At 61.7% G+C, this 12,287-nt stretch carries 11 protein-coding genes; 8 read left to right on the forward strand and 3 right to left on the reverse strand.

The genetic code is table 11. The features are described from left to right. The first annotated feature begins 109 nt into the window (after positions 1 to 109). The 8 genes from msuE (at position 110) to BCY88_RS02455 (ending at position 8,012) form a co-directional block, all read left to right on the forward strand. Positions 110 to 691 (forward strand): FMN reductase, encoded by a 582-nt coding sequence (gene msuE, locus BCY88_RS02420; RefSeq protein ID WP_120342654.1) that lies wholly within the window; start codon positions 110 to 112, stop codon positions 689 to 691. A 28-nt stretch (positions 692 to 719) separates the two neighbouring features. Then, positions 720 to 1,823 (forward strand): dimethylsulfone monooxygenase SfnG, encoded by a 1,104-nt coding sequence (gene sfnG / locus BCY88_RS02425; RefSeq protein WP_120342655.1) that lies wholly within the window; start codon positions 720 to 722, stop codon positions 1,821 to 1,823. Between the two features lie 2 nt (positions 1,824 to 1,825). Continuing rightward, positions 1,826 to 2,992, forward strand: coding sequence for an AMP-binding protein (locus BCY88_RS02430; protein WP_120342656.1), 1,167 nt, complete (start codon positions 1,826 to 1,828; stop codon positions 2,990 to 2,992). 21 nt (positions 2,993 to 3,013) lie between these two features. Continuing rightward, positions 3,014 to 3,793, forward strand: coding sequence for an ABC transporter ATP-binding protein (locus tag BCY88_RS02435; protein WP_120342657.1), 780 nt, complete (start codon positions 3,014 to 3,016; stop codon positions 3,791 to 3,793). 13 nt (positions 3,794 to 3,806) lie between these two features. Then, complete coding sequence (locus tag BCY88_RS02440) at positions 3,807 to 4,688, forward strand: branched-chain amino acid ABC transporter permease (RefSeq protein ID WP_120342658.1); 882 nt, start codon at positions 3,807 to 3,809, stop codon at positions 4,686 to 4,688. An 8-nt stretch (positions 4,689 to 4,696) separates the two neighbouring features. Continuing rightward, positions 4,697 to 5,764, forward strand: coding sequence for a branched-chain amino acid ABC transporter permease (locus tag BCY88_RS02445; RefSeq protein ID WP_120342659.1), 1,068 nt, complete (start codon positions 4,697 to 4,699; stop codon positions 5,762 to 5,764). Positions 5,765 to 5,886: 122 nt separating this feature from the next. Then, the gene (locus BCY88_RS02450) at positions 5,887 to 7,182 is read left to right on the forward strand and encodes an ABC transporter substrate-binding protein (protein ID WP_120342787.1); all 1,296 of its coding nucleotides are present in this window, start codon (positions 5,887 to 5,889) and stop codon (positions 7,180 to 7,182) included. Between the two features lie 2 nt (positions 7,183 to 7,184). Then, the gene (locus BCY88_RS02455; protein ID WP_120342660.1) at positions 7,185 to 8,012 is read left to right on the forward strand and encodes an ABC transporter ATP-binding protein; all 828 of its coding nucleotides are present in this window, start codon (positions 7,185 to 7,187) and stop codon (positions 8,010 to 8,012) included. Positions 8,013 to 8,054: 42 nt separating this feature from the next. On the opposite strand, the gene BCY88_RS02460 is transcribed toward BCY88_RS02455, so the two are convergent. The 3 genes from BCY88_RS02460 to BCY88_RS40195 form a co-directional block, all read right to left on the reverse strand. Beyond that, the gene (locus BCY88_RS02460) at positions 8,055 to 9,989 is read right to left on the reverse strand and encodes a putative bifunctional diguanylate cyclase/phosphodiesterase (RefSeq protein ID WP_120342661.1); all 1,935 of its coding nucleotides are present in this window, start codon (positions 9,987 to 9,989) and stop codon (positions 8,055 to 8,057) included. A gap of 201 nt (positions 9,990 to 10,190) precedes the next feature. Then, on the reverse strand, positions 10,191 to 11,258 hold the full coding sequence (gene alr / locus BCY88_RS02465) for an alanine racemase (RefSeq protein ID WP_120342662.1): 1,068 nt from the start codon (positions 11,256 to 11,258) through the stop codon (positions 10,191 to 10,193). 415 nt (positions 11,259 to 11,673) lie between these two features. Then, on the reverse strand, positions 11,674 to 12,156 hold the full coding sequence (locus BCY88_RS40195) for a hypothetical protein (RefSeq protein WP_259461201.1): 483 nt from the start codon (positions 12,154 to 12,156) through the stop codon (positions 11,674 to 11,676). Between the last annotated feature and the right edge of the window lie 131 nt (positions 12,157 to 12,287).

Below are 12,287 nucleotides of genomic sequence, written 5' to 3' on the forward strand. Positions count from 1 at the left end.
CGAACTTTCCAGCCGAGTCCGTCTGGTCCGCGCAAAAACGGATGGCACGGTATTCGCTAAATAAGCTGCACTCCAGATTAATTTTAATTCGCCTGAAAGGATCGTTCGAATGGGCAAGAGATTGAAAGTAGCCGCCATCTCCGGTGGATTGCAACGGCCGTCGCGCACTCTCGTCGTGGTGGAACGCCTGCTTGCCGCTCTCGGCGACGCGCTGCCGATCGACACTCACCTCGTCGAACTGGGGCAGATCGCCTCGCGCCTCGCCGGCGCGGTTCATCGCTCACAGGTTCCGGCCGACGTGGAAGCGCACATCGCAGCCATTGAATCCGCGGACCTGCTGGTCGTGGCGAGCCCGGTTTATCGCGCCTCGTATACGGGACTCTTCAAGCATCTGTTCGATCTGGTGCACCACGAGGCGCTGTTCGACGTACCGGTTCTGCTCGCCGCAACCGGTGGCAGCGATCGTCATGCGCTTGTCATCGACCATCAATTGCGCCCGCTCTTCAGCTTCTTTCAGGCTCGCACGCTGCCGATCGGCGTGTACGCGTCCGAGGCGGATTTCAGCGGCTACGCAATCTCGAACCCCGCGCTGGAAGAACGCATTGCACTGGCGGTCGCACGCGCGCTTCCGTGGCTGCACGCCGGACGCCTTCCTGCTTCGTTACCGCAAACCGCAACGCTGCTTGCATAGATCCCAACATTCAATCATCAGGAACATCATGAGCCAGAACCCCTCCCACGACGACGCCGTCAAGTTCGCTTACTGGGTACCCAATGTCAGCGGCGGTCTGGTCGTCAGCACGATCGAGCAACGCACCGACTGGAGTCTCGAGTACAACCAGAAACTCGCACAAACCGCGGAGAAGGCGGGTTTCGACTACGCGCTGAGCCAGATCCGCTTCACTGCCGGATACGGCGCGGAATATCAGCACGAATCGGTTTCGTTCAGTCAGGCCCTGCTGCACGCGACGACCAAACTCAAAGTGCTGGCTGCGATTCTGCCAGGGCCGTGGCATCCCGCCGTGGTCGCCAAGCAACTGGCCACCATCGACCATATCTCGAACGGCCGCATTGCGATCAACGTGGTGAGCGGCTGGTTCAAGGGCGAGTTCACCGCGATCGGCGAGCCGTGGCTCGAACACGACGAACGCTATCGCCGCTCGAACGAATTCATTCAGGCGCTCAAAGGCATCTGGACCCAGGACAACTTCACTTTCAAGGGGGACTTCTACCGCTTCAACGATTACACGCTGAGTCCCAAGCCCGTACAGAAGCCGCATCCGGAGATCTTCCAGGGCGGCAGTTCACGCGCCGCACGCGACAACGCTGCCAGCGTCTCCGACTGGTACTTCACCAACGGCAACACGCCGGAGAATCTGAAAGCGCAGATCGACGATATTCAGGCCAAGGCGGCGAAGAACAATCACAAGGTGCGGATCGGCGTGAATGCCTTCGTGATCGCGCGCGATACCGAAGAAGAAGCTCAGGCCGTTCTCGCCGACATCATCAAACACGCGCACGTCGAAGCGGTGCATGCCTTCGGCGACGCCGTCAAACAGGCCGGCAAGGCGTCCCCCGAAGGCGAAGGCAACTGGGCCAAGTCGAGTTTCGAAGACCTCGTGCAATACAACGACGGTTTCCGCACCAATCTCATCGGTACACCGCAGCAGATCGCCGAGCGCATCGTCGAACTGAAATCGATTGGCGTGGATCTCGTGTTGACCGGCTTTCTTCATTTCATCGAAGAAGTGGAGTATTTCGGCAAGCGTGTCTTGCCGTTGGTGCGCGAACTCGAACTCAAGCAACAGGCCAAGGCTGCCTGAGCATGACAGACGCGCAGCCCTCGACGTTACCGGACTGGCTGCGCCATCAGGCGCAGCATCGGCCGCACGCCGTCGCATTGCGGCACAAGCGGCTGGGTGCATGGCACGCGTTGTCGTGGCACGAGGTTGCCACGGCGGTCGAGCAGCTGGCCGCCGGTCTCGCGCAACACGGCTTTGCGGCAGGCGACGCGCTGCTGCTCGTCAGTCATCCACGCGAGGAAGCGTTGCTGCTGTCGCTCGCGGCGCAGTGGAACGGTGGCGTCGCGATACCACTCGACCCGCAACTCGCCGGCGACACGTTGCGCTCGGCGCTTGTACAAATCGCCCCGCGCTTCGCGTTCGCGGAAGACGACAGTCAGGTGGATCGTCTGCTGGGCTGCGAAGGGTTGCGCGTGATCGACGCCAATCCGCGCAATCTGGCGCCGCATCCGCATGCAGCGGTGATTGCTTATCGCACGTTGCCGGTTCAAGGTAACAGCGGGCTCGCCCCCCTCGCCCGGCCGCACGACGACGCGTTCGCCTTCGTGCGCCTCGATGCCGATGGGCAACTCGTCGAACAGCGTTTCCCGCATCTGGCGCTGGTGCGCGAAGCTCAGCAACTCGCTGCCATCGAGAAACTGAATCCCGAAGACGAAGCGTTTGCCGCGCGCGCATTCGCCGCCGCATCGCAGGCACGTTACCTGATTGCACCCTGGGTGCTGAGCGGCTTTCGCCTGAATTTCCCGGAGTCGCTCGCGACCCGCGACAACGATCGCCGCGAGCTCGCCCCGACGCTCGTGGCCGGCACGCGCGAAACCTATGCCCGTGTGGCACAGCTCGTCGACGACCGCTTGCCCGGCGCACGCTCCTGGCGACGGCGCCTGATCAACCGTGCCCAACGCGGACAGGGCAGCTCGCTTGCGCGCGCCTTGACCTGGTGGCTCATCGCCCGCCCGCTTCGCGAGGTGATCGGTTTTAGGCGTACCCATGCGGCGCTCGTCATCGGGTTGCCGCTCGACGAGAAAACCGCCGCGCTATTCGGCGCATTACGCGTGGATGTGCGCGCGTGGCCCGACGCAGGCGACTGGCGCCGTGTCGATTCGCGCCGCGAGGCGGCGGCACCACAACGTCCCGTGCCCGGCGGCGGGTTGCAAGAACCGGCACAGCGGCCAACGCAACAGCCCGCCTAGTGACGCATGACTCCATTCTCCATGACCTCGTCCGCAACCGCCCTGCTCTCGCTCGACCATATCTCGCTGTCGTTCAAAGGCGTGAAAGCGGTCACCGATATCAGCTTCGCCGTACGCAAGGGTGAAATCTGCGCGCTGATCGGCCCCAACGGTGCGGGCAAAAGTTCGCTGCTCAACGTGATCAACGGCGTCTATCAACCGCAGCAAGGCCGTGTGCTTTTCGACGGCCATGCCTACCGACGCATGAATCCGTATCACGCGGCGCACCGCGGCATTGCCCGCACGTTTCAGAACATTGCGCTGTTTCGCCGGATGAGTGTGCTGGACAACGTACTCACCGGCCGCAATCTGCACCGGCGCAGCACGTGGCTTGAGCAAACCTTGAGTCTCGGCCGCGCCCGCAGCGATGAAGCGGTGCAGCGCCACCATGCGGAGGTCGTGATCGAAGCGCTCGACTTGCAGCGCTATCGCCACACCGCCGTCGGCACCTTGTCGTACGGCGTTCAGAAACGTGTCGAACTGGCCCGCGCCCTCGCCGCCGAGCCGCGCCTCCTGCTGCTCGACGAACCGATGGCCGGTATGAATGCGGACGAAAAACGCGCCATGGCGGGCTATGTGCTCGACGCCAACACGCAGTTCGGCGTGACCGTCGTACTCATCGAGCACGACATCGGCGTGGTGATGGACCTGTCGGATCACGTCGTGGTGCTCGACTACGGCAAGAAGATCGCCGACGGCGCCCCCGCCGACGTGCGCACCAACCCGGACGTGCTGGCCGCCTATCTCGGCACCCGTCACTGAGAGACTGAACAACATGGGATTTTTTCTCGAAGTACTCGTCGGCGGGTTACTGGCCGGCGTGATGTATTCGATGGTCGCAATCGGCTTCGTGCTGATTTACAAAGCGTCCGGCGTCTTCAATTTCGCGCAGGGTTCGATGGTGCTGTTCGGCGCGCTCACGTATGTGAGCCTCGTCGAACGGCATGTGAACCCCGTGCTTGCATTTGGCGTAACGCTAGCGGCACTGGTGCTGATCGCAGTGCTGATCGGCCGGCTCGTGTTGCGGCCGTTGGTGAACCGCCCGCCCATTGTCCTGTTCATGGCGACACTCGGTTTGAGTTTCATTCTGGAAGGCGCGGCGCAGTTGTTCTGGGGCGCGCAGGTGCACGGCCTGGATCTCGGCATCGACGACAAGCCGCTGAACGTGGCCGGCGTCATGATCAGCCAGTTCGACATCTTTGCCGCCGCGACCGCCGGCGCGCTGGTGATTGGCCTGTCGCTGCTGACCAATCGCACGCGGCTCGGCTTGTCGCTGCGCGCGGTCGCCGACGATCCGCTCGCGGCGCTCGCCATCGGCTTGCGGCTGCCGCGCGTGTGGGCGATCGTCTGGGCGCTGGCCGGCTTTGTCAGCCTCGTGGCAGGCCTGCTGTGGGGCGCGCGCCTCGGCGTGCAGTTCTCGCTCTCGCTGGTGGTGTTGAAGGCGCTGCCGGTGCTGATTATCGGCGGGTTTTCGTCGATCGGCGGGGCGATCGTGGGCGGCCTGCTGATCGGCGCCTCGGAGAAGCTTGCTGAGGTCTATGTCGGCAGCCTGCTTGGCGGCGGCATTGAAAACTGGTTTCCCTATCTGCTCGCGATGCTGTTCCTGCTCGCGCGGCCTGTCGGCCTGTTCGGCGAACCCGCCGTCGAACGCGTGTGAGGCCCGCTATGTCATCTCTTCGCGCCACCCTGAACGCACCGCGCCAGTTCAAGCCACACGCGCTGCGATTGCCGCTGCTGAAGTCATCGCTCGCCGCCTTGCTCGCGCTGATCGCGTTCATCGCCGTTCCGCTGTTCGGCAACGACTACTGGCTCAATGCCATTCTGATTCCGTTCCTCGTGCTGTCTCTCGCGGGACTCGGCCTGAACCTGGTCACCGGCTACGCGGGTCAGCTCTCGCTCGGTTCCGCGGCGTTCATGTCGGTTGGCGCCTATGCCACGTACAACCTGATGGTGCGGGCGCCCGGCTTGCCGCTCATCGCCGACCTGTTGCTGGGGGGATTGATCACCGCCGCGGTCGGCGCCGTATTCGGTTTGCCGAGTCTGCGTATCAAGGGCTTCTATCTGATCGTCTCGACACTGGCCGCGCAGTTCTTTGTCGAATGGATTTTTACGCGAGTCAGCTGGTTTTCCAATAACGACACCTCAGGCGTACTCAGCGCGCCGCGCCTCACCGCGTTCGGCCTGAAGATCGACACGCCCGCTGCGCGCTATCTGCTCGTGCTGGGCGTCACTACCGTGCTGTTCATACTTGCAGCCCGCCTCGTGCGCAGCGAACTCGGCCGCCGCTGGATGGCCGTGCGCGACATGGACACCGCCGCGCGGGTGATCGGCATTCCGGCCGGCCGCACCAAGCTGCTTGCCTTCGCGCTGAGTTCGTTCGTGATCGGCATTGCCGGCGCGTTGTGGGCATTTGCCTATCTCGGCACGGTCGAGCCGCACGGCTTCGACCTCAATCTGTCGTTTCAGGTGTTGTTCATCATCATCATCGGCGGCATGGGGAGCATTGGCGGGAATTTTCTGGGCGCGGCGTTCATCGTGCTGCTGCCCATTCTTCTCTCGAACGCGGCAGGCGCGCTCGCCAGCATCGGCATCGAAGCCGGTCAGTTGCAGAACCTGCAGAAGATCCTCTTCGGCACATTGATCATTGTTTTTCTCATCAAGGAACCAGACGGGCTCGCAAGACTGGTTCAGACCGCGCGGAACCGTCTGCGCGACTGGCCGCTGCGTGCATGACGCCGGGTTCATCCACCACCCTTAACCATCGTTTATCCAATCAAGGTCCATTCAGTATGAATTTCATCGACTCCTTCAGAAAGCGTGGGACCGTCTCGCGCACCGCCGTTGCCGCGAGCCTGATGCTTGCGCTCACCACCGCGTTTATGTCCACCGTGCAGGCCGCGGGCGAAGAATACTTCCCGCTGCAAAGCTATCGCGTCGGACCGTATGCGGCGGGCGGCAGTGGTTTCTTCGGCGGTTTCATCGACTACATGAACCTCATCAACAAGCGCGATGGCGGTGTCAATGGAGTCAAGCTGACGTGGAGCGAATGCGAAACCGAATACGTCGTGGAGAAAGGCGTGGAGTGCTACGAGCGGCTCAAAGGCGGCCTGAACGGCGCACCGGCCGCGGCGACCAATCCGCTCTCGGTCGGGATCGCCTACGCGACGCTCGACCGCTCGACCGCCGACAAGATTCCGCTGGTCACGATCAATCACGGCCGCACGGATTCCACCGACGGCGCGGTATTCCCGTACGTGTTTCCGCTCCAGCTCAATCCGTATAGCGAAGTCTCGGCAATCGTCAATTACATCGGTCAGCAATCAGGCGGCTTGAACCAGCTCAAAGGCAAGAAGATCGTGGTGCTCTACCACGGCTCGCCTTACGGCCGCGAGACGATTCCGGTGCTCGACACGCTCGCCAAGAAATACGGTTTCGAGCTCACGCAGATCGAGGTCCCGCATCCGGGCAACGAACAGGGCTCGCAGTGGCTCACGATCCACCGGATCAATCCGGACTGGGTGATTCTGCGCGGCTGGGGCGTGATGAATCCGGTCGCACTGAAGTCGGCGCAGAAGGTCGGCTTCCCGGCGAATCACATCATCGGCAACATCTGGAGCAATTCGGAAGAGGATGCACGTCCGGCCGGCGACGCCGCCAAGGGCTTTATTTCGATCACCACACACCCGTCGGGCACCGATTTCCCGGTGCTTCAGGCGATCAATCAGTATGTGATCAAACCCGGCAACGGCAACCTGAAGGATCCGGCTCGCTTCGGTACGGTGTATTACAACCTCGGCGTGGTCAACGGCATTCTCAATGTCGAAGCGCTGCGTGTCGCACAAGCAAAGTATGGCAACAAGCCGCTGACGGGCGAACAGGTACGCTGGGGTTTCGAGCATCTGAATCTCGACGACGCGCGTCTTAAGCAACTCGGCGCGTATGGGCTGGTTCAGCCGCTGAAACTGTCGTGTTCCGATCACGAGGGCGGCGGCGCCGTGCGCTTCCAGCAATGGGACGGCCAGCAATGGAAAGTCATCAGCGGCTGGGTTCAGGCAGATCGTCCGCTCTTGCGCCCGATCATCGAGAAGTCGGCCAATGCGTACGCCAGGGAAAAGGGCATTACGCCGCGCGATTGCAGTAAGGACCTCTGAGCATGAGCGCCGCCCCGATCCTGCAGGTCGAAGAGATTGCCGTGACGTATAACCAGCTCATTGCGGCATTGCGCGGTGTCTCACTGACGGTGCCGTCCGGCGCTATCGTTGCCCTGCTGGGCGGCAACGGCGCAGGCAAGACGACTACGCTGAAAGCCGTCTCGAACCTGATTCGTGCCGAACGGGGCGAGCTTACATCAGGCCGCATCACCTATCGCGGCAACGCGACTATCGATGTAGACCCATGGACGCTCGCCGAACGCGGGCTCGTCCAGGTGCTGGAGGGACGGCGTTGTTTTGCCCATCTGTCGGTCGATGAAAATCTGCGGCTCGGCGCCTTTGTACGAAGTCCGAGCCGTGCCGATCTCGAGGCGGAACTCGAACGCATCTATGGGATCTTTCCGCGACTCAGGGAGCGTCGCAAGACGTTGGCGGGCTACACGTCCGGCGGAGAACAGCAGATGCTGGCGATCGGCCGCGCGCTGATGGCGCGGCCCGCGCTGGTGTTGCTCGACGAACCTTCAATGGGGCTCGCTCCGCAGGTCGTCGAGGAGATCTTCGAGACGGTGGCGGCACTCAATCGCGACGACGGTGTCAGCTTTTTGCTGGCGGAGCAGAATGCGGCAATCGCGTTGCGCTATGCGCAGTCCGGCTATGTACTCGAAGGCGGCCGCGTGGTCGCGCATGGGAAAGCGGACGTTCTGCTGGAACTGGATGGTTTGCGTGATGCCTATCTTGGGAGCGGTGAGCAGACCGCAGAGGTCACGGGTGGCCGGCGCAGAGGTTCCCGTTACGCGACGGCGGCTGCTGCTGCGGCTGCGGCTGCGTGAGCGGCCGCAGCCACACACGCCCGAAGGTTGCCACGCTGCCGCTCACGCCTTATCCGTGGAGTGCGCGATAAGGCTTTTTTCGAGTTGCGGGATCTCCTCGGCCCGGACCGACTTGCCCAGAAGAAAACCCTGAGCATGCGTGCATCCGCAGACGCGCACAAAATTCAGTTGCTCCTGCGTCTCGATGCCTTCGGCCGTGGTCGGTATGCCGATTTCCCGTGCCAGGGCCACAATCCCGCGAACCACGGCTGCGGATTCACGCCGGTGCACGGACTCCTTCACGAACGAACTGTCGATCTTGAGCTTGTCGAAAGAGAAGCGCACGAGCGTGGACATGGTTGAAAAACCCGTGCCGAAGTCGTCGAGCGCGAGGCCGATTCCCAACGCACGCAGTTTCTCGACGTTGTGCCGGGTCACGCTATCGTCGCTCAACAACACCGTTTCCGTGACTTCGATATTCAGACGCGCCGGCGGCAATCCCGTCCTGCCAAGAATGGCCGCAACCGTCCCCGCAAACGACTCCTCCCGCAATTGCACCGGCGAAACATTCACGGCCACGCTCACCGCATCGCGCCAGGTAACCGCTTCCGTGCAGGATTGCAGCAGGGCCCACTCGCCGAGTGCGAGGATGAGGCCCGTACGTTCGGCGGTGGGAATAAACGCCGAGGGAGAAAGCTCGCCACGAGTCGGATGCGTCCAGCGCAGCAGCGCCTCGCGGCCGGAAATCGTGTCGTCGCTGAGATCGACGATCGGCTGGTACTCCATGCGCAGATCGCGATAGGACTGCATCGCGCCTTCCAGATCGCTGCGCAACAGGCTCAAACTTTCGTCGGAAGCGTGCCTGACGGCGTCGAACATCGCGAAGGCGCTTTTGCCACTGCGCTTGACCGCGTACAACGCACGATCCGCACAGATCAGCAATTGAGGCCCGGTGGTTGCGTGCTCCGGATAGCGCGAGACGCCCACGCTGGCGCCGATATGCACCAATGCCTCGGTCAGTACGAAAGGGCGCGCCAGCGTTTTGACGATGCGATCCGCCAGCAAATCCACGGTGCCGGTCGACGCCGTGCCGTCGGTAATGGCGACAAACTCGTCGCCTGCCAGGCGCCCGACCAGGCCGGCGCCCGGCAGTACTTCACGCAACCGGATGGCGGCCTCCTGAAGGATCTGATCGCCGGCGGCATGGCCCAGGCTGTCATTGATGGCCTTGAAGCCGTCGAGGTCGATCAGCAGAACCGCGAACCGATAATCCTGCCGCAACGAGCCTGCCGCGGTGCGTTCCAGCAGAAGCTCGGTAATGCGAGCGCGATTGGGCAGGCCGGTGAGGCTGTCATGGTGGGCAAGCCGGTGACTGCTTTCGCGCGCCAATAGAAGCGCCACGATGTCGCGATTGCTGCGCAGCGCCACGGTAAAAAATCCCGCCGCACAGAACGGCGCCTGAAACAGCAGCACGAGCTTGCCGGAGCCGGGAGAAAGCGCCGCCCCGCACGCCAATAGCGCGAGAATGGACGAAATCTGCAGAAGCACCAGCCGGGGCGTGCCCGCGTTGCGCCCGGCCAATCCGCCGATTACCCCCACGGCGCAGACATTGCCGAGCAGAAAAAGCGTCTGGTCGCCGCTGGTGTTGCACAAAAAAGTACCGAAGCCAAATACGACGGCCCAGAGCAGACTCGCGAGGAGAAAGGCCGAGGTAGGGGTCGGCAGGTTGCGGGCGCTGCGCCGGCAGCACAGCCGGATCAACGTGAGACGCGCAATCAGCAGCGCGACCACGGCGCTGCCCCACACCGCGTAAAGGGCCGTTGGATACAGGTAGTAGGCGGTCGCGCAGACACTGATTTCGCAGATCGACGCAAAGATAATCGATGCGGTTCGCGTGAACAGATTGGCAAGCAATATTTGCCGATTGTCAGCGCTCAGATTCTGAGCGGAAGACACGACCCATTTGAAAAATGGAGACCTTGGTTCGCTGAACGCCATGACCTGCGCATTTTTAATGGTTAGTGGATCGAGTAGAACACCCCGCGCAATTATTACGTAAACACAAAGTGTCCGGTGCAACGGCATAAGCCTGCCCCGGACCCACAACGCCTGCGCCACAAGCGTGTCGCGCCGCCTCCCGGCCGAAGATGCGACGCTTCCTTGCGGACTGCCTCACGCCCCGGCCAGAAAGAAGGTCATTCAGGCGACTTCCACCGGCACCCGTTTTGCCAACGCGCACATGAGTTCGTACCCGATTGTTCCCGATGCGTGAGCGACGTCATCGATCTTGACCTGGTCACCCCATAGCTCGACGGTTGAACCGATGCGCGCATGCGGGCATGGCGTCAGGTCGACGGTGAGCATGTCCATCGAAACACGGCCCACCACCTGGGTCATGACACCGTCGACCGCGATGGGCGTACCCGTCGATGCATGGCGGGGATAGCCGTCCGCATATCCGCATGCCACCACGCCAATGCGCATTTCACGATTGGCGGCGAAGGCACGGCCATAACCCACGGTTTCCTGCGCCGACAACGACTGCACACCGATCACTTCGCTACGGAACGTCATTGAAGCGCGCAAGCCCACGTCGTCAATGTGGCGCGACTGACCGGTGGGCGAACCACCGTAGAGCACGACACCCGGGCGCACCCAGTCGCGATGCGCCTGGGGATGCCACAGAACCGCCGCCGAATTCGCGAGGCTGCGTTGTCCGGGCAAGTCGTGAGTCACCGCATCGAAGCGATCCAACTGCCATGCCACGTCGCCGTCATCGGCATTCGCGAAATGGCTCATCAGCGTGATGTCCGCGATGCCCGGAATCGACTTCGCGTCCTCCCACGCGGCACGGTACGTATCGGGCCGGAAGCCGAGACGGTTCATTCCGGAGTTCATCTTCAGATTCACGTTGACGCGCGCACGTGAGGACGACTGGCGCAACAGATCGAGTTGCTCACGGCAATGCACAGCCATGGAAAGATCGAACTGCTGGGCGATTTGCACGTCGCCCGGCCTGAAAATACCTTCCAGAAGAAGAATCGGTTTGGTCCAACCCAACTCGCGTACGCGGACCGCTTCGTCGAGATCGAGCAGCGCGATGCCGTCGGCGCTCGCGAGCGCCGGAAAGACGCGCTCGATCCCATGTCCGTATGCATTGGCTTTGACCACGGCCCAAACCCGTGATCGAGGTGCCCGTTGTTTGACGAGGGAGAGGTTATGGGCAATGGCGTCGGGATGAATCTGCGCAACGATGGGACGTGGCATAGGAGGCGTGAAGGGCTTGTTTGGAAAGGGAATGACTGCCCGTTGCTAACAACCAGTGTTATGGCTGACAGGCAGCTTTTTCCACTATCGTATCCAGCCTTAGCCAGTTTTTGTTAATGTATTGTTTTGATTTTCAGGTTTATCTGCCGCTTGAGCGGTTCTGCTCACGGGCCTTTTTTCATGTCCGGTTCGGTCAACAACTTGATTCAATCAGCCGTCTGCGTTCACCGCCCGCTTCGAACGGCTAGACTCGGCTCTGGTCTTTCGAGGGGCGCCCATCTCAGGCACACACCCCACCCCTCGGTCTCATAGCCTGCCGCTCCTTCGGGCGGCAGGCTTTTTTTTTGTTGATTCGTGAATTCGTCTATTCGATTCGAAGCAATGATGCGCAAGCGGCAGAAACCCCGCTGCGCACCTAATCGAGAATCGAAAGCAGCTCGACAATGCTAATGTCGGGTAATTGCTTGGCGATCATGTCCCAGAAGATCACGTCGTGCATTGCGCTTGCCTCCTCGGCCGTCCTCCACCGCCGCGCACCGACAATGGTATCGGCGGTTTCGCTGGCGGCATCAACGATTGTTTTAATGTCTTGTTTGTGCATGAACGGGTTATCGGCCACAAATGCGACTTTTTTAGCCACGCAATCGTTTGCCAGTAGTGTGATCGTGCCCGGCTCCGGTATGCACCCGGCCAATGCAACCTGCCCCAGGCGGCAAGTGAGCCGCGCGCAGCGCGCCGACATGATACGCGGCACCCCTTTCAAAGAAGACGCAGGAAGGCCCTGCTTTGACGATCGGAAATGAGAAACGGATAAGCGCTGTGCCGCAACCAACCGGGAATCAGAAAGCAGTCTCGCGATAAGGTGATCGCGGCTACAGCGGCAACCCGGAACCGTCATGCTGCTTTACCGTGCTTATCGGCAACATACCGGCTGGCGAGGCCATGCCGCTTCAATAGCGTTTGACAACCTGATTCCCTTTGATCCGTATATAAATTACTTTATAAACCTCTCCATACACTCCGTCTCAT

The organism is Paraburkholderia fungorum (assembly GCF_003610895.1).
Taxonomy (GTDB): Bacteria; Pseudomonadota; Gammaproteobacteria; order Burkholderiales; family Burkholderiaceae; genus Paraburkholderia; species Paraburkholderia fungorum_B.

What these genes read in the sequence shown, in the direction of transcription:
- msuE (WP_120342654.1), top strand. Translation starts at nt 110, where the DNA reads ATGGGCAAGAGATTGAAAGTAGCCGCCATCTCCGGTGGATTGCAACGG.
- sfnG (WP_120342655.1), top strand. Translation starts at nt 720, where the DNA reads ATGAGCCAGAACCCCTCCCACGACGACGCCGTCAAGTTCGCTTACTGG.
- BCY88_RS02430 (WP_120342656.1), top strand. Translation starts at nt 1,826, where the DNA reads ATGACAGACGCGCAGCCCTCGACGTTACCGGACTGGCTGCGCCATCAG.
- BCY88_RS02435 (WP_120342657.1), top strand. Translation starts at nt 3,014, where the DNA reads ATGACCTCGTCCGCAACCGCCCTGCTCTCGCTCGACCATATCTCGCTG.
- BCY88_RS02440 (WP_120342658.1), top strand. Translation starts at nt 3,807, where the DNA reads ATGGGATTTTTTCTCGAAGTACTCGTCGGCGGGTTACTGGCCGGCGTG.
- BCY88_RS02445 (WP_120342659.1), top strand. Translation starts at nt 4,697, where the DNA reads ATGTCATCTCTTCGCGCCACCCTGAACGCACCGCGCCAGTTCAAGCCA.
- BCY88_RS02450 (WP_120342787.1), top strand. Translation starts at nt 5,887, where the DNA reads ATGCTTGCGCTCACCACCGCGTTTATGTCCACCGTGCAGGCCGCGGGC.
- BCY88_RS02455 (WP_120342660.1), top strand. Translation starts at nt 7,185, where the DNA reads ATGAGCGCCGCCCCGATCCTGCAGGTCGAAGAGATTGCCGTGACGTAT.
- BCY88_RS02460 (WP_120342661.1), bottom strand. Translation starts at nt 9,989, where the DNA reads ATGGCGTTCAGCGAACCAAGGTCTCCATTTTTCAAATGGGTCGTGTCT.
- alr (WP_120342662.1), bottom strand. Translation starts at nt 11,258, where the DNA reads ATGCCACGTCCCATCGTTGCGCAGATTCATCCCGACGCCATTGCCCAT.
- BCY88_RS40195 (WP_259461201.1), bottom strand. Translation starts at nt 12,156, where the DNA reads ATGACGGTTCCGGGTTGCCGCTGTAGCCGCGATCACCTTATCGCGAGA.